Source organism: Deinococcus cellulosilyticus NBRC 106333 = KACC 11606 (genome assembly GCF_007990775.1).
GTDB classification, from domain to species: Bacteria; Deinococcota; Deinococci; order Deinococcales; family Deinococcaceae; genus Deinococcus_C; species Deinococcus_C cellulosilyticus.
On sequence record NZ_BJXB01000027.1, the window covers coordinates 1 to 25,798 of the forward strand.

Here is a 25,798-nt window from a genome sequence, read left to right on the forward strand (position 1 = left end):
ATTCACCTCGGACAACCGTACGGTGCCAGTGGTGATTGCGAACTACTCTGGAGCGTCGCAGTTTGAGTTGCCGTGGGCGAACATCATGGCGGCGTCTATTCTGGTGACGGTGCCCCTGATCATCCTGGTGCTGATTTTCCAGAGAAACATCATCTCCGGTCTCACCTCCGGCGCTGTCAAAGGCTGAACGGAGCCCTCAAGATTTCGAAACCCACCGCAAGGTGGGTTTTTTCATCTCAGAATTCAGGCTCCAGACACGGTTTCTGGAGGGCCTGATCTGCGAGCTTGCGGGCCAGCACATTCTGGTTGGCCTGTGGTTTGATGATTCCCACCACACAGGCCGATTTTGAGGTGATCTTGCTGACCACCAGATATGAGGTGATGAGGCTGCCATCTTCTGGATTTTCACTGGCGTTGTAACGCAGAATCAGGGCCACAGGAAGGTTTTTTTGTACCCTCCATTCTGCTTTTGGTCCCAGAGAGGAAAACCCTGAAGACACTCTGGAGATCAGGTCCAGAGTGGAGAGGTGCCCATCCGGGTACTGCACCTGAACGTTGCTTCTCAGGTCCCCTTCGCTGACTTCCAGGCGGTATTTTCCCACCCCAGGGCAGCGTTGCCTTATGAACTCACCTGGCCCCGTGTGCTGCTCCAGTGTGATGCAATCCCGGGCATTCAGTGAGGTGTAAATGCTCTGTGTCCTGAGAGACTGGGCTGTTGCATGTGGCACGAGCAGACCCAGCAGCACCACCAGAGAAAGTTTCATGAAATCATTTTACTGCGAACGGATGGAGCTCTCTGTGCTCAAAGGAGCAGGATGAAATGTTTTCTGTCAAACTGAACTGTGCTGTGTCATCATTGATCCACACAAAAAGAACTGCACGTGGCCTGGATGTCCTGACCGTATCTCATGCTTTGCTCGGCCAAAAGCACTGCAGTGGTTTTGGCGAACATCAATAAAATCTGCAGCTGCCAAAACAATTTCAGAACTGAAAATAGACATCTTCGACCGAAATAGACAGTCGACCTTGAATTGTGCGATTTCACACTTTAAGATGTTGAGCGGTTAAAATATGAAAAAATCTCTTGCTTTTGCTCTGCTTCTCCTCTCCACCAGTCAGGCCCAGAACATCCGTCAACTTGGAATGGGTGGTGTCTTGCTCCCCGAGCAGGATGTGGCATATCACAATCCTGCCTTTTATGGATTTGAGCGATATGATGTGGACACCAGTTACGCTTTTCCCCTGGGAGCCCTGCAAGCTTACCGCATGAGCCAGCAGTCGAACAGTGGCACCACCGATCTGCTGATGTTCGACAAGGTGTTCCATCCGCTGGAGTGGAGCTTTGCTGTTGGCCATGAGAATGTGATTCCAAACGATGGCTCAGCCAACGCTCGATTCTTCACCTGGGCAGATGGATGGAATGCCTCCCAGCACAACCACACCCTGATCCCTTTCGATCTGGCTTTCTCTGTGGCCCCCTCATGGTATCTGGACGTCACCCCCAGCATTCGGGCTTACGTGGGAGATTTGAAGTTCAGTGACAATTACCGTGAAGTTCCAGAAGGTGGCAAGCTGAAACCCAATCAGGTGTACACCGGTGCTTTTGAAGGGGGATACCGCTCCTCCATCGATGCTGGGGTGTCCTACCTGCCCGTGCTGTCCGAGGAACAGGACATGAAACTGTATGGTGGGGTGCGCAACCGCTTCAGCCTTGGATTGTTGAGGGTGCAGGGCAGTGTGCAGGACAGAACCGTCACAGACATCAATGGGGACCGGGTGGATGCCCTCAGCAGCAGCAAAGCCGAACTTTTCGCCAATGTCGATCCCTACCGTCCAGGCTTCGGGGTGCACCTGGATGCGGGTCTGATGGCCAACATGAAAGATTTCACCTTCGGGGTGGGGGTGCGCAACCTGCTGCAATACGAAGCCTGGCAGGGAAGCCGCAGTGTCACCGAAGGGAACAAAACCACCACCTCACATGCCACCTTTGTGGAACCCATTTTTGCTCCAGAAGTCCTGCTGAATGCTGCTTATGAGCTGCCCTCGGGGGACAGCAAGTGGATTCTGGGTGCGGACACGGCCTTTGGGGTGAATCAGGACCTGGCCCTGCATGTCGGTGCTGAATACCAGAACGGAAGCATGCAATACCGTGCCGGTGTGGGATACGAGAAAGGCCTGCAAATCGGTGTGGGTCTTGGAGCAGACCTGGGAGACCACTTCAAGGTGGACCTTGCCCTCACCGGACACCAGGCGGTGATCACCCGTCAATTTGTGGTGGGTGTGGCTGTAGGAGCGAAAATCAAGTTCTGAGGGTCAGATGCTCAAGTTTGAAAGGAGTGGGGGATGAACCCCACTCCTTTTTGTCCCAAAGCACATGCCCATGGAACGCTGCATGTCTTAAAATCAAAATGTTCTGGAGGAAGAAGCAAACATGATCAGGCGAAACATCCAGTGGTGGAATCCCCTGAGACCGTCTTACATCCCTGCCATTCTGCTGGCCCTTTCCTGGCCGCTTTTGTGGGCCTGGATTTTGCTGGACTGGCTGGTGTTCAATCCCTTCAGATTGTTTGACAACCCCAGAGACAACACCTACAACGTGTTGCTGGATGTTTTTCTGGTGGTCAGCTGGATTTCTCCTTTGCTGGCCTTATGGACGTACCGCACCAGGGGATGGCACTGGAGTGCAGCCCTCTTCCTGCTGGCTTTCGGTCTGTTTCTGATTGCTTCTTTCCTGCTGTGATGCTGCAAAAAGCCCCGGTTTGTCCGGGGCTCTGGCTGATGGCTGATGGCAGATGGCTGAACGCTGACGGCTTTTAAATCAGGTTTGGGGTTTCTTTCAGGTGGGCGAGGTGCTCGGGGATGTCCTGGGTGGGGCCATCATTCATGAACACCTGCTCGGCCTTGTAACTGCTGCGCACCAGAGGACCGGACACCACTTCCAGGAAACCGAGTTCCATGCCGATCTTCTGCACCTCATCAAACTCCTGGGGGGTCCAGTATTTCTCAACAGGCAGGTGGTGGCGGGTGGGGCGCAGGTACTGTCCGAAGGTGATGATGTCCACTCCGGCGTCACGGCAGTCTTTCATGGCCTGCACGACTTCTTCGAGGGTTTCACCGAGGCCCAGCATGATGCTGGTCTTGGTGTACACATCAGGACGGTACTGTTTGGCGTGGGCCAGCACTTTCAGGGTCTGACGGTAACTGGCGCGGATGTCCCGGACCGGGTGAGTCAGGCGTTCCACGGTTTCCATGTTCTGGGCGTACACGTGCACGCCAGAATCCAGAATCATCTCGACGCATTTCAGGTTGCCCTGAAAGTCCGGAGTCAGGGTTTCCACCTTGGTCTGGGGATTCATCTTGATGATCTGCTCGACGGTGCGGGCAAAGTGGTAAGCGCCCCCATCAGGCAGATCGTCCCGGTCCACGCTGGTCAGCACCACGTATTTGAGGCTCATCAGCTTGACGGACTCTGCGACATTGTAAGGCTCCATCACATCCAGCTTGCCCTGCGGGTTGCCGGTGTCCACGGCGCAGAAACGGCAGGCGCGGGTGCAGATGTGACCCATCAGCATGAAGGTTGCGGTGCCTCTGGACCAGCATTCCCCGATGTTGGGGCACATGGCTTCCTCGCACACCGTGTGCAGCTTGTGGTCCTTCACAATGCCCTTGGTGTGCTGGTAGATGTCCCCACTGGGCATGCGGACCTTCAGCCATTCGGGTTTCTTCTCTCTGACGGGTTCGGCATTCTTGCGATAAATGCCGTTCTTGATGTACCGGGGTTCGCTCATAATCCCTCTTTTTTACAATTCAGGAAACGAGAAATCGTACTCCTGAAAGGTCTGCCGGAAGTCTTCTGCGACAAAGTTCTTGACTTCCTGCATATTGATTTCACGCCCGAGCAGTTTCTGCAGGCTGGTGACGCCCCTGTCCTGAATGCCACACGGAATGATGTAGGAGAAGTGGTCCAGGTTCGTGCTGACATTCAGGGCGAAACCATGGAACGCGACATGCTTCTGGATGGCCACGCCAATGGCGGCAACTTTCTCATCGCCGACCCATACGCCAGCGTACCCCGGAGAGCCACTCGCTTCAAGCCCGTACCGTGCGAGTGTCTTGATGAGTGCCCCCTCCAGCAGCCTCAGGAAATCCCTGACCCTGCGGCCCACCGGGAAGATGGGGTAGCCCACCAGCTGTCCGGGTCCGTGGTACGTCACGTCTCCGCCCCGTTCAATGGCATGCACAGAGATGCCCTGTCCTGCCAGAAATTCACGGGGCACAATGATGTTCTCGCCCTCTTTGGCCTTGCGCCCCAGGGTCAGCACAGCGGGATGCTCGACCAGCAGCAGCGTGGGCTCCATCTCCCTTGCTGCCACCTTGCCATGCACCTCGTGCTGGACGTCTAAGGCTTTCAAATACTCGAGCGTTCCCAGGTCGGTCACGCGAAATGTTTCACTCACGTTAAGCATTCTAATGGTTTTGGGGAGGGGACAGTGGGAGGCAATGAGCAATTCATGCAGAAAGCAGAAAGCAGAAGGCAAAAGGCAAAAAGTGCTTAAGCTTGAGCATCCTGTGCTTTCTGCCTTGGCCTTCAGCCTTCTGCCAGACCGCCACATATCCGACAGCATCTCATCCTGGAATATGATGGGTTTAAGTTATGGACAAAGAAAAACTGTACATGATCGGCGGATTTCTGCTTTTTGGAATTTCTGGATACCAGGCCTGGGCGTTTCATGGTGGGGTGGTGCACTGGCTGGGTGGGTTGCAGTTTGTCGGGTCCGTGGTTTACCTGGCCTGGTACCTGTCGAAAAGCCTGAGCCTGCAGCAGATGATGCCCGCTCTTTGGGTGCTGTGGGCGGTGGGTCTGGTGGCCTGGATGCTGGATTTCTCCAGAGGCAATCCTGCATTCATTTTTGCCCTGCTTTTGTGGGGACTTGCCTTGCAGGACGATCAGAGAAAATCCCGTACCAGTGGGCGGGTTAAACATAAGGAGATTTCCCGGTCTTGATTTAGGTAAAAACATAATATACAATGGTGGGTATAGAAATCAGCTGTGCCTGAGAGGAGAAAACCATGACAGCAGTGCCTAGAAACAAGACGCAGAATTATGCCACACCCTACCCCCAGGAGCATACTGAACCCATGATTGAACTGCACCTTACAGGCATTCTGGGAACCAAGATCACTGTCCACGTGAAAGACGAAGATGAAATGCTCCGCGTCATGCGCCAGTATGGCCGCCGGGGCTGGACCAGTGGTGAGATCCCCGCAGGCGGGCTGATTCTTCCCCTGTCCATGGCCGACACCTTCGACTGGTCCCTGATCGGTGCACGCGAGTTCACCAATTCTGAGGGCGAGAAGAGCGTCTACCACAAAGGCCAAGTCTACAAGCGCCGTGAACTCGAAGAGGTGGACACCAAAAAGCTCAAGCTCCCCAGAATTGTGAAATACTCTCGCGGAGCCCGTCCCACCGACCCCGAGCACCTCAAAGAAGGCGAAGAGTCCGTGCGTTATGTCACCCTCATCACCTTCAGAGGCAATGGTCGTGCTCTGGAAGCCTTCCAGAACCCCGAAAAAGTTGCCGAACAGCAACAGAACCAGAACCCGTAAATCGTCATTGCTTCCCCCAAGGATGCGCCCCCCAGCTGCAACTGGGGGGTTTTGTTTTTGGAGCAGAAGACAAAAGGCAAAAGGCAAAAAGTGCTAAAGCTCAAGCGTTCCATGCCTTCTGCCTTGGCCGTCAGCCTTCTGCCATAAAGCTGACCGCTGCCTACGCCAAAACCCCCATCCCACACAGAGCACGACATGCTACCCTTCTTGGGTTTTCCCCAATCAACAAGGAGGCACATGACGGTTTTCTGGGAGATCATGGTCAGGGCGTATCAGCGGCAGATCACTTACCGGGCGGCGGCCATTGCGGGGCTCACCACCAATCTGTTTTTCGGGTTCATCAAGGCGGCGATGGTGGTGGCGTTCTACCAGAACACCTCCAGCCTGTCTGGGATGGATGAGAAGGCTGCGGTGACTTACACGGTGGTCACGCAGGCCTTGCTGGGTTTCCTGAGCATTTTCGGCACGTTTGACCTGATGCGCACGATTTACCGGGGGGAGGTGGCCACGGACCTCCTGAAACCCATTTCCTTTTTTGGGCTGTGGATGGCCCGGGATTTCGGGCAATCGGTGGCGCAACTGGTGCTCAGGGGCAGTGTGATCCTGCTGGTTTACGGGCTTTTCATGGACATGGATTTTCCTTCAAGCCTGATGCAGTGGGTCTGCACGATTGTGTCTCTGCTGCTGGGGTGGACGGTGTGGTTCACCGTGCGTTTTCTGGTGAACCTGACGGCTTTCTGGTCTCCTGATGCCAGAGGGATTGCCCGGCTCTGTTATGCGGTCACCATGTTCCTGTCCGGTCTGCTGATGCCCCTCAGGCTGTATCCGGAGTGGGTGCAGGAGTTCGCTGCCTGGACTCCCTTCCCGTACGTCCTGAACACACCGATGGAGGTGTACACCGGGGTGATTTCGGGAATGGACCTTCTTCCTGCTCTGGCCTTGCAGGTTTTATGGCTTGTGGTTCTGCTGCTCCTCACCCAGGTGATCTGGAATCAGGCCAGCAGACGCCTGATGGTTCTGGGAGGCTGAAATGCACACCTTCTCTGTTTACCTGCGCCTGATTCATGGCCTGGTGCGCAGCCAGATGCAGTACAGGGTGTCTTTCGTGATGGACCTGATCGCCACCACGTTCTACACGGTGGTGGAGTTTGCCTCTCTGGTGCTGATCCTCACCAGGATTCGCACGCTGGGAAGCTGGAGCATTCCCGAGATCACCCTGCTGTACGGTCTGGCAGAGTTGTCCTTTGCCCTGATGGATCTGGTTTTCGCAGGGTTTGATCCTGCCATTTTTGGAGCATTCATCCGGCAGGGGAGCCTGGACCAGCTCATGCTGCGCCCGGTGAGCCTCACTGCGCAGGTGATGGGTTCGGATTTTGGCCTGAGGCGTCTCGGGAAGTGCCTGATGGGTCTGGGCATCCTGCTTTATGGGGTGTGGGCTTCGGGAATCGACTGGACGCCCGAAAAAGCCCTCTTCCTGGTGCTGGTGCTGGTCGGGATGGTGTTGTTCTTTGCGGGGCTTTTCATGATTGGCTCGACCATCACCTTCTGGACGGTGGATTCCGTGGAGGCCATGAACCTGCTGACCTACGGGGGCCGCGCCATGATCCAGTACCCGATGAGCATTTATCAGGACTGGCTGCGCAGGATCTTCACTTTTGTGGTTCCGGCCATCTTCCTGAATTACTACCCGGTGCTGTACCTGCTGAACAAACCAGATCCATTCGGCATGCCCACCTGGATTCACTGGCTCTCGCCTGTGGTGGGTTCAGGCACTTTTCTGCTGGCGGTGCTGTTCTGGCGTTACGGCATCCGGCACTACCAGAGCACAGGCACCTGAAGGGAGCGAACCATGATTGAAGTCGAGAACCTCTCCAAACACTTCCACATTCGCAAGCACCACAAGGGGGCTTTTGCAGGCTGGAAGAATTTCTTCACCCGTGAATCCACCCTGCTCAGAGCCGTGGACGGGATCTCGTTCAGCATCCAGAGAGGGGAGACTGTGGGCTACCTCGGTCCCAATGGGGCAGGGAAATCCACCACCATCAAGATGCTTTCGGGACTCCTGTTCCCGACCTCAGGCAAGGTTTCCGTGGGCGGCCTGGTGCCCTGGCAGAACCGCAAAGCCTACGTGTCCAGAATCGGGGTGGTCTTCGGACAGCGCACCACCCTGTGGTGGGACCTCCCGGTGATTGAATCCCTGGAGCTCTTCCAGCACATCTATAAAGTGCCTGCAGAGCGCTTCAGGAGCAACCTGAAAGAATTTGAAGACCTGCTCGGCCTCAAAGAATTCATGCACACCCCGGTGCGTTCCCTGTCCCTGGGGCAGCGCATGCGTGCAGACCTGTGCGCGGCCCTGCTGCATGACCCTGAAATCCTCTTTCTGGATGAGCCGACCATCGGTCTGGACATCCTGGCCAAAGAACGCATCCGCGAATTCATCCTGCATGTGAACCAGCAGCGGGAAACCACCGTGCTGCTGACCACCCATGACCTTTCCGATGTGCAAACCCTGTGCCAGCGGGTGATGATCATCGACCACGGGCACCTGCTCTACGATGGGGACATCCCAACCCTGCAAAAACGTTTTGGGGGCGAGCGTGAACTGATCGTGGACTTTGCCGAAACCTACCCGGATGTCAGCATTCCCGGGGCAAAGGTAGGAAAGTGGGACCATACCCGGGTCACGTACACCTTCAAAGACATTGCTGCTTCAGAACTGATCCGCAGGATTTCAGAGCGGTACAGCATTGTGGACCTCACGGTGAAAGAACCGGACATCGAGGGGACCATCAGGAACATCTACCAGCACGATCTGCTCTCGGCTCCTGTATAGCCCACCCTCATTTTGAAAACGTTTTCAAATCACAATGGAACAGAGGAGTCCAAACATGTCCATTCAGGCCCTGCTGCCAGAGATTGAACCCCATCTGGCCCGTCCTTTCGAGATTGAACCTCTCGATGGGGGGTTCACCAACCAGACCTACAAGATCACAGGTCTGAACCGGACCCTGGTCCTGAAACAGGTGGGACGGCAGCAGAACATCCTGGGACTGGACCCCCAGCAGGAAGTTCTGGCCTTGCAGCGTGCTTCAATGGCAGGCATCGGACCCAGGGTGATTCACCACAGCCAGCAGGGAAATTTTTTGCTGATGGAGTTCCTGCAGGGAAGCCTGATTGAAGCAGCAGACCTGAACCGTCCTGAAATCCTCAGGGCCATTGTCGGGCAGGTGCAGGCCGTGCACCAGATGCAGGGCATTGCCCGAGCATGCAGCCCTTACCACCTGGTTGAGCGTTATCTTCAGGGGGCAAGCGAACTGGGGATAAAGATCCCCCATCAGATGGCAGGTTTCCTGAGGCGCATGGAGGGAATTGAGAAGCGCCGGAGCAGGGACCACACTTTCACCAGGGTGTACTGCCACAATGACCTGTACCGTTTCAACATCATGCAGACCCCGCAGGGCATCCGTCTGCTGGACTGGGAGCTCTCCGGGGTGGGAGATGCTTTCTTTGATCTGGCCACCCTCTCCTTCTCCAACCGTTTCAGCAGAGAGCAGGATGAAAACCTGATCTTCCTGTACTTCGGATGCTGCACCCCGGACCTGATGCAGGCCTTGCAGGACATGAAATTCATGAACATGCTGCGCGAGATCGGGTGGGCCCTCCTGCATGCCGGGCTTGAACCTGAGCAGGTGAACCACCAGATGGATTACCTTTCATGGGCACACACTGTGGTGCAGAGATTGCAAGAGGGGCACCTTGACCTCTAGCCTTCCCATGTCAGAATGAAAGCGCTGACAAATCTTCACTTTTCTTTTCACATCTGTGGCCAGATGCCCAGATTCAGACCGGACAAAGGAGTCTTCACATGCAATATCGCACACTTGGCGGAACCGGATACAACGTCTCGACCATCTCTTTTGGAGCCTGGGCCATTGGTGGCACCTGGGGCACCGTGAACGATCAGGAGAGCCTTGCTGCCCTGCACAGGGCCCTGGACCTGGGTGTCAACTTCATCGACACTGCAGACGTGTATGGAGACGGGCACAGCGAGCGCCTGATTGCACAGCTTCGCAAAGAGCGCTCTGAACCCTTTTTTGTGGCCACCAAGGCAGGCAGACGCCTTCCCCAGCAGAGCAAAGCCGGATACACCCGTGAGAACCTGGAAAGCTGGATTGGCCGTTCCCTCAAAAACCTTGAAGTGGACACCATCGACCTGCTGCAACTGCACTGCCCCCACCCCGACGTGTACGCCTCTGACGAGGTGTTCTCCATTCTGGACGACCTGAAAAAAGAGGGCATGATCCGCCACTACGGGATCAGTGTGGAGACCGTGCAGGAAGCCCTGACGGGCATCCAGTACCCGGATGTGCAGTCGGTGCAGATCATCTTCAACATGTTCCGCCTGAAACCCGCCGAGCAGTTCTTCCAGGCGGCCCGGGAACGCAATGTTGGGGTCCTGGCCCGGGTGCCCCTCGCCAGTGGTCTCTTGACTGGAAAAATGAGCCGCCAGTCCCAGTTCGAGGCCGACGATCACCGCAGTTTCAACCGCAACGGTGAGGCCTTCGACAAAGGTGAAACCTTCTCTGGCGTGGATTACGATGTGGCCCTTGATGCTGTTGAGGAACTGAAAGCCATCAAACCCGAAGGCATGACCCTGGCCCAGTTTGCCCTGCGCTGGATCACCATGTTCCCAGAGGTCACCTGCGCCATTCCAGGGGCCAAAAACCCCCAGCAGGCCGAGAGCAACGCCGCTGCCGCAGACCTTCCCGAACTGTCTGCAGAAGTCATGCAGAAAGTGCAGGACATCTACGACCAGAAGATCCGGGCACTGGTGCACCAGAACTGGTAAAGAGCGGTCAGCCATCAGCTTTCAGCATCAGGAAGCAAAGGCCTGCGCCATCGACAACATGCCTGAGCGGTAAGGTGATTTTTGCCTTACCGTTTTGCCTTTTTCATTGCTCTGAGGTTCCCGTCCTGTTCACAATGCTGACGGCTGAACGCTGATGGCTGACGGCTTCAAAAGGCTGATTGCTGACCACTGATGGCTGACGGCTTCTGTACAATGTTCCCCATGAGCAAACAGGTCTCGCCCGAGATGAGGGCCAAATACGACGAGATTTTCATGCAGGTGATGCTGGGCACGCAGGCCGAGGCGCAGACCACGCAGCCCCAGGCTCCAGGGAATCTGGCAGCCATGTTTCACAAGCAGCAGGTGGCAGATGCATTGCAGCAGTGTGCTGTCCTGATTGCGGCCTGGAATCAGGGGGAGATTGACACGAAGGCCATCAGCAAGTGTGCTGCTGCCCTCAAAGGTCTGGGTCTGTCTGCTGCAGCAGAGCGCATCGAGAATCTGGTGAAAATCGACGAGGAATAGGTTGTAGAAAGGCTTTTCACAGGGTCCATCTGGATTTTTCAGATGGACCTTTTTGTTGTCTGCAGCATGAAAAAATTTTCGCGAAAACCGTTAGGGAAGCTGTAAGAGCAGACAGGGTATAAAGAGATCACCGAGGAGAGGACCATGAAAGCCGTGAAAAGCGTCGCTGTGCTCACAGATTACCTCTATCCCTACCAGAACAGCCTCATCGCTGGCATTCAGCATGCTCTGGAACATCACGGGGTTCCCTCCACCATTTTTGTGGGCCGGAACCTGAAAACCTCGAATGTGGGTGCCCTCCGGGCCAATGACATTTACGATCTGCTGGACCCGGAGCGGCATCTGGGCATCATTGTGCTGGCGGCCTCTGTGGGCGTGCACCTGAGCGACGCTGAGCTTTCAGAGTGGATGAAGGCTTACCATCCTCTGCCTGTGGTGAGCATCGGGCGGAAGATGGAGGGTGCTTCCAGCATCCTGCTGGACAACCGTCCGGCCATGCGTGAGCTGATGAAGCACCTGATCGTGCAGCGAGGATACCGCCATCTGGCGTTCATGCGGGGCCTTCCTGGAAACCACGACTCCGAGGAGCGGGAGCGGGTTTTCCGGCAGGTGATCCTGGAGCAGGGCCTGGTGTTGGATGAGTCCATGATCATGACGGGCCGCTACGCCTCATCCCTGGCTTTTCAGGAGATGACCCGCCTGCTGCAGCGTGCCCGTGAGCTTGATGCGGTGGTCTGTGCCAACGATGAGATGGCGGAGGGGGCCATCCAGGCCATCACGGCACTGGGCCTCAGGGTACCGCAGGACATTGCGGTGGTGGGTTTCGATGACAGCGAGGAATTCAAGCATGTGGTGCCCCCACTGACCACTGTACGCCAGCCTTTCTTTGAGCAGGGAGAGGAGGCTGGACGGAGGTTGCTGGAGATGGTGCTGGAAGGTGCGGCAGCACAGGACAGTTTCATCAGCCCACAGCTGGTGGTCCGGGAGTCCTGTGGTTCGGTGCAGATGGGTTCGGCCCTGCCCCAGCAAAGCGAGGTGTTCCGGGGGGTGCTGGAAATCCAGCAGGACCTGTTTGAGCAGTTTGAACAGGTGGCCACCTGCCCAGACAAACACCAGGCTTTTCTGACCCTCTGGAAGGACACGTTGCTCAGACGGGTGCATCTGGACCAGGAATTTTTTGTCTGGCGGGACGGCCTCAGTGGCTGTGTGCAGCGGGTGGGTCTCGCCTCAGGTCCTGAGCATCTGGCAGAGGTGCTGAAGCTGGGTTTTGCTGCACAGTCCATCCTGGCGAGCATCCTGCAGATGCTGCATTCCAGAAACCACCTGCTGGGCATCAACAGCACCAAGATGGCTCCAGAACTCTTTGCTGTGGACCGACACGACGACCTGTTCCGGGCATTGCAGGGATATCTGGAACACATGGGGCTCCGGCATTACATGCTGGTGCTTTATGAGTCCTACGAGTCGACCCCTGCTCCTTATGCCCATGTGACGCTGGCGGCGGGAACGTTGTGCCACATGGACGTGGGGGTGTTCTCCACGCGTGAACTTCTGCCAGAGAGCATGCAGGAGGAACTGTCCTGCGGGAGTCTGGTGATGTCCCCACTTTTTGTGAATGAAGTGCATTACGGATATCTGCTGTACGAGCCTCCTTCCTGGGGACGCTTTGATGAGGAGGGGCTCTGTCACACCCTCAGCCAGGCTTTGCAGCAACTGGAGCAGACCCTGGCCCTGCGCAGCTATGCCGAGAACCTGGAATTGCAGGTGCAGGTGCGCACCCGCGAACTGAAAGCGGAGGTCGCAGAGCGCATGAAGGCTGAGCAGGCCCTGCGGGAAGCCAATGCGGAACTGCAGCGTTTCGCGTTTCTGGACGGTCTCACCCAGATCTACAACCGGGCGGCTTTCAATGAGCACCTGCAGAGCCAGTGGGTGAACCACCTGCGCCACAATCGCGCCCTGTCTCTGATCCTGTGTGATGTGGACTTCTTCAAGAAGTACAACGACCATTACGGCCACCTGAAAGGGGATGAGTGCCTGAAGCGCCTGGCACAGGCCCTGGCCCGTTCGGTGCGCAACAGGGGAGACACGGTGGCCCGCTATGGTGGGGAAGAGTTTGTGATCATCCTCCCCGAAACCGATGAAACAGGTGCCTTGCTGGTGGCAGAGCGCATCCAGCATGAGGTGCAGCAGTTGCAGATCCTGCATGAGCGTTCTGAAATCGGGGCCAGCATCACGGTGAGCATTGGGGTGGCAACCCTGGTGCCCCAGGCTGGAATGTCTCCTGAAGAACTGATTCATCTGGCAGACCAGTGCCTGTATCAGGCCAAGCAGGCAGGGCGTGCCCGCATCATGCAACAGGTGATGACCGGGATCTGAAAGGGTCATTTGCTGGATGGCAGGGAGATGGATGCTCTGGAAAGTACACAGTAGATGGTTCACATTTGACAGCCGAATTTCAGGCCATCAGGGTTCATCAAACCGAGGGGTGCAGAGAAGACCGGGGGGAATCAGAACAGCAGAAGCACCTGTTTCTGTTTTTTTGTTTGACATCTGGCACAGGGTTTTTGTGGACCTCCATGTGCCTTTTGAAGTGGGCCGGGTGAATTTACTAACTAAAGCTCAGATCCATCTCCTTTCAGGGTGTTCATCTGGGATAAGGAACACCAAAATACTTTTTCTTGTTTGAGAAGATGAAATCGTCATTTCTGGTGCCAGGGAAACCGATTTTTCGAATTCTGAATTTCATGTACTGAGTCTAATTTTGCGGATGTGTCTTGCAATTCCGGGGGTTTCCTCTTATGCTTGATGCAATCGTTTACATCAGGGTTTGATCGGTGCCGGCAGGCATCTATCATGGGGTACGTCATGACCAGCAGAAGCCAAAACCGACCCAACATTCGTGCTGTCGCCAATCGGGCAGGTGTGTCCACGGCCACCGTCTCACGCGCCATCAACTCACCGGAGCGTCTGGACCCCGAAACCCTCAAACGGGTGATGCATGTGGTGCAGGAACTCGGTTACGTGCCCAACCTGACCGGCAGAAGCCTGGTGATGGGACGCACGCACGCTGTTGGTGTGGTGGTTCCCAACGTGGGCTGGCCCCTCTTTGCCTCCTTTGCCAGGGGCATCGAAATGGAACTGAATGCCTCGACTCTGATGCCGATCATCGTCTCCACCGATGACCTGAAAGACCGCGAAAAAGACGCTGCCAGAGCACTCGTGGAGCGGTCCGTGGACGGTCTGATCATCATTTCTTCCAACCTTGCTCCAGGCGAGCTTGAAAGGCTTGCCCCCAGCATGTTCCGCGTGCACATCAACCCCCAGATCGACGGGCACACGCACCAGATCCGGGTGGACGACGAGGCGGGCGGATACCTTGCCGCAGACCATTTCCTGAAAACCGGGCACAAACGCATTGCCCATGTGGCCGGGGAATTTCGCTCGGGCCGGGACCGTGCCCGGGGATTTTTAAAGCGCTTACATGAGGAAGGGCTGGAACCCTTCGCCCTGTACACCGGAGATTTCACTGTGGAAGCCGGAGAAAAAGGGGTTGAGAAAATCCTGGAAACTGGCCTTCCAGATGCCATTTTTGCCGCCAGTGACCTGATGGCTGTCGGGGTGTGCCGTGCCCTCAATCGTGCCGGGCTCAGGGTTCCTGATGCCGTCTCGGTGATTGGCTTCGACGACAACCCCATTGCTGCCCTGCTTGATCCACCCCTCACCACGTTGCGCCAGCTGGATGTTGAACTTGGACGCATGGCAGGCCGGATGTTTCTTTCCCTGATGGAAGGGGAGAGACCAGAGAACCAGATCATTGTTCCAGAGCTGATTGAGCGTCACACCACCCGGATGCGTGCCCGCAGATAGGCCGCCCCTGGACCCACTTGCACTTTCACCGGGAGGAGCCGCACTCCCAGGAAAGAGGAATGGAAAGGAATGAGGACCATGCCAGACCCGGGAGATTCACGCTCACCCCCCGCCGCATAACCCCACAGTTGCCGATCTGAAACAAGCCACCCATTTTCCCTGGAGGAACATCGCATGAAAAATGCAAACGTTTACATCAAAGCCGCCCGTGTTGCCCTGACCGCCGCCCTGCTCACCGCCTCCCTGGCCCAGGCCGAGAGCGTGTTCCGCATTGCCCGGGACGCTGCGTCCCTGGCCAGCGTGAACCTCAACCCCTTCTCCGGAGGCAGCCAGCGCCTTTACCCCACCGTGTCCGCCATTTATGAAACCCTCTTCTACGTCAACTCCCTGACCGGAGACGTGGAAAACGTGCTGGGCACCAGTTACAAATGGGACAAAACCAACAAGAAACTGACCGTCACCGTGCGCGATGGGGTCAAGTGGAGCGACGGACAGCCCTTCACGGCCAAAGACGTGGAATTCACCTTCGATTACCTGAAGCAGAATCCTGCCATTGACGGCTCTGCCCTGTGGAAAAACGGCCTGACCGACGTGAAAGCCTCCGGCAACACCGTGACCTTCACCTTCAAAGACAAGAACATCCCGGTCTTCGTGTACATCGCCCACCAGCCCATCGTGCCCCAGCACGTCTGGAGCAAGATCAAAGACCCCACCACCGAAACCAACACCAAACCTGTGGCGACCGGACCTTTCCTCTTCCAGAGCGCCAACAACCAGAGCATCAAAGTGGTGAAAAACCCCAACTACTGGATGAAAGGCTACCCCAAAATCGACGCCATCCAGTGGGAAGTGGTCGGTGGTGCAGACGCCATCCTGCTGAAACTCCTCAGAGGGGACGCCGATTACTCCTACGCCAACATCCCCGACATCAAGAACGTCTACGTCAACAAGAACCCCGAAACCAACAAGTTCTACTGGCCCGTGACCGGCGGCAACTACCTGTACTTCAACACCGCCAAGGCCCCCTTCAATGATGTGAACTTCCGCAAGGCCATCGCCTCTGCCATCAACACCGACGAAGTGGCCCTCAAAGCCTACTCTGGTCTGGTCAAAGCAGCGAGCCCCAGCGGCATCATCCCCACCCAGCAGAGCAAGTGGCTGTCCAAAGCCACCGCAGCCAAAGGGCTCACCTTTGACGTGAACAAGGCCAGAGACTTCCTGAAAAAAGGTGGCTACAAGGTCGTGAACGGCAAATTGACCGACAAGTCCGGCAAGACCCTCCCCACCTTCAAGATCCTGGTGGGCGCAGGCTGGACCGACTTCATCACCATGGCCCAGGTGATCGGCAACAACCTCAAACAGATCGGCATCGACACCACCATCGACCAGCAGACCTGGGGCAGCTACTCCGGTGGCCTGCAGACCGGCACCTACGACATGGGAATCAGCTGGGGCTGGGGTGGCGGTGAAACCCCCTACAACCTGTTCTTCCAGTCTTTCGCACCTGAGTTCAGCGCCAAAGTCGGGGACACTGCAGCTTCCAACCTGACCCGCTACACCAAAGCCAACATCACCTCCTCCCTCAAACGCTTCCAGCAGAACAGTGATCCTGCCGTGCAGAAAAAGGCCATCGACACCATCGTCAACCAGTTCGTCACCGACGTGCCCTTCTTCCCCCTCACCGACCGTGTGAACTTCACCACCTACAACAGCAAGAACTTCAAAGGCTTCCCCACCGACCAAAACCCCTACTACGACGGTGGCGCAGACGACCAGATCGGTGCCCGCCTGCTGTTCCTGAACCTGGAACCCAAGTAACCCAGCAACAGGGGCGAGCCAGCGGCTCGCCCCTACAGGTGAACCCCAGGTCTACCTCTTTACAATTTCTCTCCTCGATCTCCCGATCCCCCAAAGTCCCCTCGCTTTCCCTGGTGGCATCTGTGGCAGGTGCCGCCAGCGAGGTGAGGGTGAATTCTTTTCTCCGTTTTTGACCTTGACCCAGGGCGAGCCAGCGGCCCGCCCCTACACGGATGGGGAAGGTCCACCCTCTTCAAGGAGGTGAACAGTGAATTTCTTTTTGCGTCGCCTGACCTTTTTTCTGCTGACCCTGTGGGCGGCACTCACCCTGAATTTCTTTCTGCCCAGACTGGTGCCCGGTAACCCCATCGGGGCCATGCTGGCACAATCCCAGGGAAGACTGAATCCTGAGGCTGTGCATGCTTTGAAACTGGCCTACGGCATCAGCGACACGCCCCAGCCCCTGTACATTCAGTATTTTGAGTACATCGGCAAGCTGTTTCAGGGGGATTTTGGCCGTTCGATCAGCCAGTTTCCCATGAATGTGACCGATGTGATCGCCGGGGCTGCCCCCTGGACCATTGGGCTGGTTGGAATCAGTACCATCATCTCTTTTGTGCTGGGAAGTCTGCTCGGACTGTGGACCGCCTGGAAACGGGGCAACAAAGTCGCAGATGCGATGGTGCCTTTTGGCCTGTTCCTGAACAGCATGCCTTACTTCTGGTTTGCACTCATCAGCCTTTATCTTTTCGCCTACCTGCTGAACTGGTTCCCACTCAGTGGAGGATACGAGAGCAGCAAGTCACCTGCCGATGGCTGGGCCTACTATAAAACGGTGCTCTGGCACGGCTTTCTGCCTGCCTTCACCATCATTGTGACAGGTCTGGGCGGATGGCTGGTGGGAATGCGCAACAATGCCGTCAGTGTGCTGAATGAAGATTACGTGACCTTCGCAGAAGCCAAGGGCCTGAAGCCCAGCCGCATCAAGAACCAGTACGTGGCCCGAAACGCCATTTTGCCCTCCATCACTGGATTTGGCATGGCGCTGGGCTTCGTGGTGGGCGGCTCCATCGTCACCGAGATCGTGTTCTCCTACCCTGGCATTGGTCGCCTGCTCTATCAGGCCGTGACTGCGCTGGATTACCCCCTGATGCAGGGCATTTTCCTGTTCATCACCGCAACCGTTCTGATCGCCAACCTGCTGGTGGAGATCAGTTACGTGTTCCTGGACCCCCGTGTGAGAGGAGGCAAGTGACATGGGACTCCTGAAAGCCCTCTGGAAGGAGCCCCGCTCCCGTTTCGGTCTGATCCTGTTTGCCCTGATGGCCCTGATTGGCCTGTGTGCCCCCATCCTGACTTCCCACAGCCCCACCGACATGGGCTTCATGCCCTGGGAGAAGCCCTCTGCAGCCCACCCCATGGGCACCACTGGACTTGGGCAGGACGTGTACACCCAGTTCCTGTACGCCACCCGCCTGTCTTTGACCCTTGCACTGGTGACAGGTTTGCTGGTGGCCCTGATCAGCACCGCCATCGGTCTCACTGCTGCCTTTTATGGCGGTCTGGCCGATGAACTGATCAGCTTTTTCACCAATGTGGTGCTTGTCCTGCCCGCACTGCCCCTGATCATCGTGATTGCCGCTTACATCAAAGTGGGCGGATTCTGGCCGGTGGTGCTGGTGGTGGCCCTCACCGGATGGGCATGGGGTGCTCGCGTTCTGCGGGCCCAGGCCTTGACCCTCAGAGAAAGGGATTTTGTGCATGCGGCGATTGCCTCGGGTGAAACCCCTGCCCGGGTGATCCTCACCCACCTGATTCCCAACATGAGCGGTCTGATTGCCGCCAACTTCTTCGGTGCTGCCGTGTACGCCATCCTGACCGCCACGGGACTGGAATTCCTGGGTCTGGGAGACGTCAGTTTGATCAGCTGGGGAACCATGCTCTACTGGGCCGGAAGCGAACAGGCCATGTTGCACGATGCCTGGGTGCGCATTGCTGCTCCCGGTCTGGGCATTGCTTTGCTCGGTACGGCTTTTGCTCTCCTGAACTTCGGCATCGACTCCATTTCCAACCCCCGTCTGCGTTTGCAGGCTCCAGTTCACAAGAAACCCAGACCTGTCAGCCCGGATGCCCTGCGTGCCCAGAAAAACCTGGTCAGCGCCCAGAACGTCACCGTGCAGTATGACACCCCAAAAGGTGCCGTGACCGCCGTGAGCAAGGGCAACCTGGATGTCAAGGCTGGCGAATTCATCGGTCTGGCCGGAGAATCCGGGTGCGGAAAATCCACCCTGGCCTTCGCCATGACCCGTCTCCTCAGATCCCCTGGTTTCGTGGCAGAGGGTGCCGTCTACCTGGAAAACAAGAACCTGCTGGATCTTGACGACGAGGAACTGCGCAAGGTGCGCTGGAAGGACTTCTCCCTGGTCTTCCAGGCCTCCATGAACGTGCTGAACCCCGTGCTGACCGTGCGTGACCAGATTTATGACGCCCTGCAGGCCCACGGCATGCGGGACAAAGCCGAGCTGGAAAAACGTGCACTGGAACTCTTCGGGATCATCAACATCCGCCCACAGTTTCTGGACAGCTACCCTCACCAGCTTTCCGGTGGGATGAGGCAGCGTGTGGTGATCGCCATTGCCCTCGCTCTGCAACCCAAGGTGATTGTGATGGACGAACCCACCACGGCACTCGATGTGGTGGTACAGAGAAGCCTGCTGCAGGAAATTGCCGACCTGAGAAAGAAGATGGACATCTCCATCATCTTCATCACCCACGACCTGTCTCTGCTCGTCGAGATGTCAGACCGCATCGTGATCATGTACGCCGGACAGATCGTGGAAGAAGCGAAAGCCAGCGACATTTACGCCCGCCCCCGTCACCCTTACACCAAACTCTTGATGTCCACCTTCCCCCCGATTTCTGGTCCCAAAGAGCGCAGGCACGGCATTCCTGGCCGCCCACCTGTGCTGACCGCCACCTCCAGAGGTTGCCCTTTCGCAGACCGTTGCCCCAGCGTGATTCCGGGTGTGTGCACTTCAACGAACCCCATGCTGCTGGAAATCGAAAAGGGCCATAAAGTGGCCTGTCATCTGGAGGTTCCAGAAATGCGCGAGGTGAAAGCATGACTTCTGGCCCCAATGTGAATGCCCTGGAGCTGAAAGACCTGAACAAGGTTTTCACCTCTGGCAACAAGAAAGTGCACGCAGTCAGCCATGTGAACCTGACCCTGCGCAAAAAAGAAGTGATTGCCATTGTGGGCGAATCCGGCTCCGGAAAATCCACCATTGCGAGGCTCATCACCAGGCTCCATGCTCCCACTTCCGGTCAGCTGGTGATTGATGGGCAAAACATTTCCCAGAATCCATCTGGCAAGGAACTCAAGCACCTCAGGCAGCGGGTCCAGATGATCTTTCAGGACCCTTTCGGTTCGATCAACCCGCTGCACTCCATTGGTTACACCGTGGGTCGCCCAATGGAAATCCACGGGATTGCAAAAGGCAAAGAGAAAGACAAAAGGGTGGCACAGCTTCTGGACCGGGTGGGACTCAACCCTGGCATTGAAGTGGCGAAGAAACTGCCCCACGAGCTTTCCGGGGGCCAGAGGCAGCGTGTCGGGATTGCCCGTGCCCTTGCAGCCAACCCCTCAATTCTGCTGGCCGATGAGCCGACCTCCATGCTGGACGTGTCGATCCGTCTGGACGTGATGAACCTCCTCCTGGACTTGCGCGACCAGGAAGGCCTGTCAATGATCTTCATCACCCACGACCTTGCGGGTGCACGCTACATGAGTGACCGGGTGGCGGTGATGTATGCGGGGCACATTGTGGAAGTGGGACCCACCGATCAGGTGATCAACAACCCGGCCCACCCCTACACCATCCTGCTCAGGTCTGCGGCCCCAAAGCCCGAAGAGAGCCTGCGTCCCGAGCGCATCGACTCCAGAGGGGACATTCCCAGTCTGGCTGCATTGCCCACAGGTTGCCCCTTTGCTCCCCGTTGTCCATTTGCCACCCCTGAATGCACCCAGGCGTTGCCCCAGTTCTATGATGTCGGCATCGAGCATCAGGCGAGGTGCATTCACCCCCAGAATCAGACCCAGAAGGAGTTGAGCCATGCTTGACCTGAACGTTTTCCCTCGCACTTTCAAATGGGGCACTGCAACTGCTGCTTACCAGATTGAGGGGGCAGCCCATGAAGATGGACGCGGAATTTCCATCTGGGATGTCTTCTCCTACACCCCTGGCAATGTGAAAAAAGGGGACTCTGGAGACGTCGCCTGCGACCATTACCACCGTTATGCCGAAGACTTCAGGCTGATGAAAGACCTCGGGATGAACAGTTACCGCCTGTCCATTGCCTGGCCCCGCATCCTCCCGAAAGGCAGGGGAGAGGTCAATGAGAAGGGCCTGGCGTTCTATGACCACCTGATCGACGAACTCCTGAAGCACGGCATTGAGCCTTTTGTGACCCTGTACCACTGGGACCTCCCGCAGGCCTTGCAGCAACTCGGAGGCTGGGCCAACCGGGACACCGTGGACGCTTTCGAGGAATACACCCGCATTGTGGTGAACCGCCTGGGCGACCGGGTCAAAAACTGGATCACCCACAATGAGCCCTGGTGTGCTGCCTTTCTGGGACATGGTGCGGGGGTGCATGCTCCGGGCCTGAAAGATGTGGGGGTCTCCATGCAGGTGGCCCACCACCTGCTGCTCTCCCACGGCAAAGCTGTACGCATCATCAAAGAGCACAACCCTGAGCACAAAGTGGGCATCACCCTGATTCTGGGGCCAAGCCATGCCGCAAGCGAATCTGCAGAGGATCAGGCCGCAGCAGCCAGACACGACGCCTTCCTGAACACCATCTACCTGGACCCCCTGTATGGTCGGGGTTACCCGAAAGTGCTCTTTGACCATGTGCCCCAGTTCGCCCCGAAAGTGCAGGAGGGGGACCTGGAGATCATCGCCACACCAACGGATTTCCTGGGCATCAACTATTACCAGCGCAGCATCCTGAAACACACCGAGGAAAACCCCTTCAATTTCGAGGGGGTGCGTCCTCCCGGACCAGAATTCACCTTCTTTGACTGGGAAGTCTATCCTCAGGGGCTGTACGAGGTGCTGACCCGTGTGCAGCAGGATTATGCTCCGAAGGAGATCTTCATCACCGAAAATGGAGCCACCTTCGAGGACACCCTCACCGAGGACGGTCAGGTGCATGACGAGCAGCGCCGCTTCTACATCGAACGCCACCTGAAAGCCGTGCAGGATGCCATTTCCGAAGGGGTGCCCGTAAACGGCTACTTCGCCTGGAGCTTCCTCGACAACTTCGAGTGGGCAGAGGGGTTTGAAAAACGCTTTGGTCTGGTTTATGTGGATTACCCCACCCAGAACCGTTACGTGAAGGACTCCGGGAAGTGGTACAGCAAGCTGGTGAAAGCAGCGCTGGGGGCTGTGGAGGTTTAAAATCTTAATGCTGGAAGAGGCACCTGAATAAGGTGCCTCTTTTTTGATTTCACCATGTCCAGGGCATGGGAAACCACACATCCAGCTCTTCCAGCGGTTGATCTCTCACGGCTTCTCTGAGCGTCTGTCTGGCTCTTGAGCGGATCATCTGTTTCCACTGAGCAGGGGCCATTTCCATTCCCATGTGTGTTCTGGCAAGGCGGGTTTTGGCGTAATGCCGTTTGATTGGATGTGTGAGATAAAGGCGGTAACGTCTGGCCTGTGGAGAGCGTCGTGTTTTCTTCACTGGGGAGAAAGCAATGTTCCACTCATGGGGAAGCAGCGACCTTTTTCCCGAAAGATGTTCTTCAATGTGAAGGTCATAAAACCAGTCGTTGCGCCAGAAGCTCTGTCTGATGCGGTTGCGCAAATTTCGAAAATGGTGGTGTCGAATCATGCGTCTGGAATGCCGTTTTGAAAATTTTCGACGAGAGTGTTTTTTCACCTGCTTCGAGCATAGAGGTTTCTCTGGGGTTTGCCATGAGCCCTATGGTTTAGGGCAAACAGCTTGTTCGACAGATGTTGAAGGTTTCAGGTCCATGAAACTCCATTCAAGCAATACTGTTTGAGGACTGTAGAAGCTGCTATTGATTCTTGCCTAACGGACTGTACAGTCCGTTAGGCTGAGGGAAGCGAATGAGAAGGTCAGGAAAGCTGAGGTGCGTACAGCTCATTTTGCAAAGATCAATATGACAACTCAAGCCTTTGGTAAAGATCGACCAGATCTGGTAGAAGATAAGTCGATGTGTGTATACTGGATGAGTTGTTTGAAGAAATTCAACCCATAAGGAGTAACATGAAACGGATCATCTCTACTGTCTTACTGCTTTGCTCTTTCTCCGCTGCTCAGGGTGTTGTACAGATCAACGTGGCCTCTAATACTTTAGAGGTGGCTTCCTTCAAAGAAGGGGTGAATCTCTCTTTTGATCTTGGTAAGTTTTTTGCTGTGGCTGATGCAAGGAAAATCCAGTATGATCCCAAGAGCTGTAATGTGGAATTCGGTTTCAGGGGCGGCACTTATTTCCCGGTTGATCAACTGCTGATGGGTGAAAAATTCAATGCCGATGACGATGGTTATCAATTGATTCAGAGCGGTGAAAATTATGGCATTTATTTTTGGAAGGGGAAACGAAGTGTGAAAGACACTGAATCAAAATCCCTCTTGAAATTTGTCTCAGTTGTTAATGAAGAATTGCAAATTACGGCTGCCTGTAATGCCACATTTTAAGCTAAAACCAGTTTGAAAAATGGACTTGCCGGGATCTGAAATTTTCATCTCCTTGATGCAGAAATATCACCTTATGGTGTATTTTTAATGCATTGACAGCCAGATATTGCCTTGAAGATCAATACAAATGAGCATTCCAGTAAAAATGCTGGAATGCTCATTTAGGTTTTGGCCTTTTGATAAGCTTGATCAATCGTAAATCCAACATGGGGTGCAGAATTTTAGCTCAATCCCCAATGGCCAGCGCTGGTTTTCTTCTGAGGGTGTTCATCAGGGCCAGCAGGGCCGCGATACCAGAGAGGATGGTGCCGACCAGGAACACACCACTTCCTTGCAGGGGTTCGCTGAGCACGGCGACCAGCAGAGGTCCAGCAACCATGCCGATGGCAGATGCAGACTGTTTGTAGCCCATCACCCTGGCCCGGTCATGGTCGCTGGTGAGGTCCAGGTAGGCGGCAGAGAGGGCAGGGGCAATCAGGGCAGCACCCAGCCCTGCGAAGATGGCAGCGAGAATCATCATGGGAATGCTGCTGCTGAGGAGAAGCATCAGGTACAGCGGAATCGAGAGCACAAATCCCAGCACGATGATGGGCATGCGTCCAAAGCGGTCACTGAGTTGCCCGAGGAAAGCCTGGCCTGCTGCGGTCACAATGCCATAGACACCCACGATGATGCCGAAGACGGTGGCACTCCAGCCGAGGTCGTTGTAGAAGTGCAGGATCATCTGCGGTTCCACGAAAGAGAACACGAAGGTGTTGAAGAAGTCCAGGGTCAGCAGCAGAAGCAGGAAGGGGGTGAAGCGAACAGGCTGGGCCGCAGCGGCTTTCTGTGCAGAGGTGGTGGCTTTGCGGTGGGTCTCAGGGAGTCTGAACAGGGCCAGAACCAGGGTCAGGGCGGCCAGTCCAGCAGAGACAAAGAAGGGGGCAAACAGTCCAAATCGGTCATACAGCACCCCTCCGAGGGTGGGACCAAAAATGAACCCGAAAGCAAATCCACCCATCACAATGCCTGCCCAGCGTGCCCGTTCTTTCTCGGGAATCAGGTCTCCGACGGCACCCATGGCTGCGGGCATCAAACCTGCGCCCAGTGCTCCTTGCAGGAAGCGCACAGCCACCATCAGGTTGACGTTTTCGATGTAGGGGTAGATCAGGTTGGCAAGCAGCATGGCCAGCATGGCGAGCAGGGCAAAGGGTCTGCGACCAAAACGGTCTGCCAGACTTCCCATGATGGGTGCGAAAATCAGCTGTCCGGCAGCAAAGGCGGTGGTCAGGTAGCCGAGTCCAGCCACTCCCGCCCCAAGCTGATCCATCTGCTTGGCAAATACGGGCATCCCAATGCCAAATCCGGTCTGAAAGAGGGCAAGGGCAATGGCGAAAAGGGTGATGGTGCTCTGGGCCTGTCTGGAAACGGTCTGGGGGGGTGTTGCAGTGGATGGGTTCATGGGAAGCTCCTTGGAGGGTGAGTGCAGAAGTCAAATTCTTACCTTGATACTTTTTCTAACACTGTTAGATTCTGAGCAAAAAAAGAGCATGAGGTCATGCCATGCGGTACCTCACCTCCCAGCTCAGCATCAGGTCCTGCAGGGTTTGCATGGACAGGCGTCTGGCTTTCTCCAGGGCCACATCGCAGGGATTGATCAGCACAATGCAGATCGCGCCATGGAACAGGGCCCACAGGGTCTCGGCAATGTCTCTCACGTTTGGAAAAAGAATCTGTCTGCTTGCGGCCCAGCGGCCCAGGGCCTCTTCGGCCACCTCGCACACCCGGGCACAGCCATCACAGCGGAAGGTGGCTTCGAGGTCCACCCCTGCCATGCCATTCATCAGTTCGTACATCCTGAGGTTGCTCAGGGCATGCTCCAGATACGCTTCACTCAGTTTCAGCAGGGCTGCTTCTGGGTTCTTTTCACTGGCACTGGCACTTTCCATCATGTGGATCAGGCGCTCGAATTCCTCCTGAACCACTGCATTCAGGGCGTCTTCCTTGTTCTTGAAGTGCTGGTAAACAATGGGCGCAGTGTAATCGATGCTGTCTGCAATGCGGCGGATGGTGACCGCTGACCAGCCCTCGGACTCGGCAATCTGGCGTGTAGCAGTCAGAATGCTGTCTCTGGTGGCCTGTTTTTCACGTTCGCGTCGTTCCTTGCTGCCCACGGTTTAACTCCTTTAGAAAATCTAACTGTGTTAGATTTTAGAGCGAAGTGGGTGGGGTGTCAAGCTCCCCCCGCGCATCACTTCGCTCTGCGGTCCCCCCGTCAGCGTTGGGGGGTTGGGGGATATCTGACGTGAAAGCCATGCCAGACGCCCAACAATCCCCCTGCCTTAAGGGGGACAGTGCAAGCGAAGCGAGCACAGGGGGATCTGACCTCAGCCCTCCCAGACAACAAATCTGAACCTGCTGCAGCACAGGCCACAGCAGGTTCAG

Annotated in this window: 24 protein-coding genes and 1 pseudogene; 19 read left to right on the top strand and 6 right to left on the bottom strand. The window is 56.1% G+C overall.

All coding sequences use genetic code 11. From position 1 onward, the window contains the following. Positions 1 to 187, top strand: a pseudogene (locus DC3_RS22820) (carbohydrate ABC transporter permease); the annotation flags it as partial. 49 nt (positions 188 to 236) lie between these two features. On the opposite strand, the gene DC3_RS22825 reads toward DC3_RS22820, so the two are convergent. Further along, the gene (locus DC3_RS22825) at positions 237 to 764 is read right to left on the bottom strand and encodes a hypothetical protein (RefSeq protein WP_146888766.1); all 528 of its coding nucleotides are present in this window, start codon (positions 762 to 764) and stop codon (positions 237 to 239) included. A gap of 307 nt (positions 765 to 1,071) precedes the next feature. Between DC3_RS22825 and DC3_RS22830 the strand changes: the two genes are divergently transcribed. After that, the gene (locus DC3_RS22830; RefSeq protein WP_146888769.1) at positions 1,072 to 2,310 is read left to right on the top strand and encodes a hypothetical protein; all 1,239 of its coding nucleotides are present in this window, start codon (positions 1,072 to 1,074) and stop codon (positions 2,308 to 2,310) included. Positions 2,311 to 2,431: 121 nt separating this feature from the next. Then, positions 2,432 to 2,740: a hypothetical protein gene (locus DC3_RS22835; protein WP_146888772.1), complete on the top strand. Its 309-nt coding sequence runs from the start codon at positions 2,432 to 2,434 to the stop codon at positions 2,738 to 2,740. A gap of 73 nt (positions 2,741 to 2,813) precedes the next feature. On the opposite strand, the gene lipA is transcribed toward DC3_RS22835, so the two are convergent. Together lipA and lipB are read right to left on the bottom strand one after the other, a co-directional pair. Then, on the bottom strand, positions 2,814 to 3,788 hold the full coding sequence (gene lipA / locus DC3_RS22840; RefSeq protein ID WP_146888775.1) for a lipoyl synthase: 975 nt from the start codon (positions 3,786 to 3,788) through the stop codon (positions 2,814 to 2,816). Between the two features lie 12 nt (positions 3,789 to 3,800). Further along, positions 3,801 to 4,457, bottom strand: a complete 657-nt coding sequence (lipB, locus tag DC3_RS22845) for a lipoyl(octanoyl) transferase LipB (RefSeq protein WP_371863446.1) — start codon at positions 4,455 to 4,457, stop codon at positions 3,801 to 3,803. Positions 4,458 to 4,654: 197 nt separating this feature from the next. On the opposite strand from lipB, the gene DC3_RS22850 reads away from it, so the two are divergent. The 15 genes from DC3_RS22850 (at position 4,655) to DC3_RS22920 (ending at position 22,107) form a co-directional block, all read left to right on the top strand. Further along, complete coding sequence (locus tag DC3_RS22850) at positions 4,655 to 5,005, top strand: hypothetical protein (protein ID WP_146888781.1); 351 nt, start codon at positions 4,655 to 4,657, stop codon at positions 5,003 to 5,005. Positions 5,006 to 5,070: 65 nt separating this feature from the next. After that, on the top strand, positions 5,071 to 5,607 hold the full coding sequence (locus DC3_RS22855) for a single-stranded DNA-binding protein (RefSeq protein ID WP_246130776.1): 537 nt from the start codon (positions 5,071 to 5,073) through the stop codon (positions 5,605 to 5,607). Positions 5,608 to 5,844: 237 nt separating this feature from the next. Next, positions 5,845 to 6,636: an ABC transporter permease gene (locus tag DC3_RS22860; protein ID WP_186816200.1), complete on the top strand. Its 792-nt coding sequence runs from the start codon at positions 5,845 to 5,847 to the stop codon at positions 6,634 to 6,636. 1 nt (position 6,637) lies between these two features. Beyond that, positions 6,638 to 7,444 (top strand): ABC transporter permease, encoded by an 807-nt coding sequence (locus DC3_RS22865; protein ID WP_146888787.1) that lies wholly within the window; start codon positions 6,638 to 6,640, stop codon positions 7,442 to 7,444. Positions 7,445 to 7,456: 12 nt separating this feature from the next. Beyond that, the gene (locus tag DC3_RS22870; RefSeq protein WP_146888790.1) at positions 7,457 to 8,440 is read left to right on the top strand and encodes an ABC transporter ATP-binding protein; all 984 of its coding nucleotides are present in this window, start codon (positions 7,457 to 7,459) and stop codon (positions 8,438 to 8,440) included. A gap of 55 nt (positions 8,441 to 8,495) precedes the next feature. Next, entirely contained in the window at positions 8,496 to 9,374 is an 879-nt protein-coding gene (locus tag DC3_RS22875; RefSeq protein ID WP_186816201.1) for a choline/ethanolamine kinase family protein, read from the top strand. 98 nt (positions 9,375 to 9,472) lie between these two features. Then, positions 9,473 to 10,456, top strand: a complete 984-nt coding sequence (locus DC3_RS22880; RefSeq protein ID WP_146888796.1) for an aldo/keto reductase — start codon at positions 9,473 to 9,475, stop codon at positions 10,454 to 10,456. Positions 10,457 to 10,678: 222 nt separating this feature from the next. Next, positions 10,679 to 10,981, top strand: a complete 303-nt coding sequence (locus tag DC3_RS22885) for a hypothetical protein (protein WP_146888799.1) — start codon at positions 10,679 to 10,681, stop codon at positions 10,979 to 10,981. A gap of 144 nt (positions 10,982 to 11,125) precedes the next feature. After that, positions 11,126 to 13,357 (top strand): diguanylate cyclase domain-containing protein, encoded by a 2,232-nt coding sequence (locus tag DC3_RS22890; protein WP_146888802.1) that lies wholly within the window; start codon positions 11,126 to 11,128, stop codon positions 13,355 to 13,357. 489 nt (positions 13,358 to 13,846) lie between these two features. Beyond that, complete coding sequence (locus tag DC3_RS22895) at positions 13,847 to 14,848, top strand: LacI family DNA-binding transcriptional regulator (RefSeq protein WP_186816202.1); 1,002 nt, start codon at positions 13,847 to 13,849, stop codon at positions 14,846 to 14,848. Positions 14,849 to 15,022: 174 nt separating this feature from the next. Continuing rightward, positions 15,023 to 16,666 carry an ABC transporter substrate-binding protein gene (locus DC3_RS22900; protein WP_146888808.1) on the top strand — a complete coding sequence of 548 codons (1,644 nt, stop codon included), beginning with the start codon at positions 15,023 to 15,025 and terminating at the stop codon, positions 16,664 to 16,666. A 247-nt stretch (positions 16,667 to 16,913) separates the two neighbouring features. After that, positions 16,914 to 17,900: an ABC transporter permease gene (locus DC3_RS22905; RefSeq protein WP_146888811.1), complete on the top strand. Its 987-nt coding sequence runs from the start codon at positions 16,914 to 16,916 to the stop codon at positions 17,898 to 17,900. A 1-nt stretch (position 17,901) separates the two neighbouring features. After that, a complete protein-coding gene (locus DC3_RS22910) occupies positions 17,902 to 19,770 on the top strand; it encodes a dipeptide/oligopeptide/nickel ABC transporter permease/ATP-binding protein (protein WP_146888814.1) in 1,869 nt (622 codons plus the stop codon). Further along, the gene (locus DC3_RS22915) at positions 19,767 to 20,765 is read left to right on the top strand and encodes an ABC transporter ATP-binding protein (RefSeq protein WP_146888817.1); all 999 of its coding nucleotides are present in this window, start codon (positions 19,767 to 19,769) and stop codon (positions 20,763 to 20,765) included. Before DC3_RS22910 ends, DC3_RS22915 begins: the two co-directional genes overlap by 4 nt. After that, on the top strand, positions 20,758 to 22,107 hold the full coding sequence (locus DC3_RS22920) for a GH1 family beta-glucosidase (protein ID WP_146888819.1): 1,350 nt from the start codon (positions 20,758 to 20,760) through the stop codon (positions 22,105 to 22,107). Before DC3_RS22915 ends, DC3_RS22920 begins: the two co-directional genes overlap by 8 nt. A gap of 49 nt (positions 22,108 to 22,156) precedes the next feature. On the opposite strand, the gene DC3_RS22925 is transcribed toward DC3_RS22920, so the two are convergent. Beyond that, positions 22,157 to 22,543 carry a hypothetical protein gene (locus DC3_RS22925; RefSeq protein WP_146888822.1) on the bottom strand — a complete coding sequence of 129 codons (387 nt, stop codon included), beginning with the start codon at positions 22,541 to 22,543 and terminating at the stop codon, positions 22,157 to 22,159. 399 nt (positions 22,544 to 22,942) lie between these two features. Here DC3_RS22925 and DC3_RS22930 point away from each other — a divergent pair, with 399 nt between their 5' ends. Next, positions 22,943 to 23,374, top strand: coding sequence for a hypothetical protein (locus DC3_RS22930; RefSeq protein ID WP_146888825.1), 432 nt, complete (start codon positions 22,943 to 22,945; stop codon positions 23,372 to 23,374). A gap of 226 nt (positions 23,375 to 23,600) precedes the next feature. Here the strand turns inward: DC3_RS22930 and DC3_RS22935 are convergent, their stop codons facing one another. Together DC3_RS22935 and DC3_RS22940 are read right to left on the bottom strand one after the other, a co-directional pair. Further along, positions 23,601 to 24,815: an MFS transporter gene (locus DC3_RS22935; RefSeq protein ID WP_146888829.1), complete on the bottom strand. Its 1,215-nt coding sequence runs from the start codon at positions 24,813 to 24,815 to the stop codon at positions 23,601 to 23,603. 94 nt (positions 24,816 to 24,909) lie between these two features. Beyond that, entirely contained in the window at positions 24,910 to 25,527 is a 618-nt protein-coding gene (locus DC3_RS22940; RefSeq protein ID WP_146888832.1) for a TetR/AcrR family transcriptional regulator, read from the bottom strand. Positions 25,528 to 25,798: the final 271 nt, after the last annotated feature.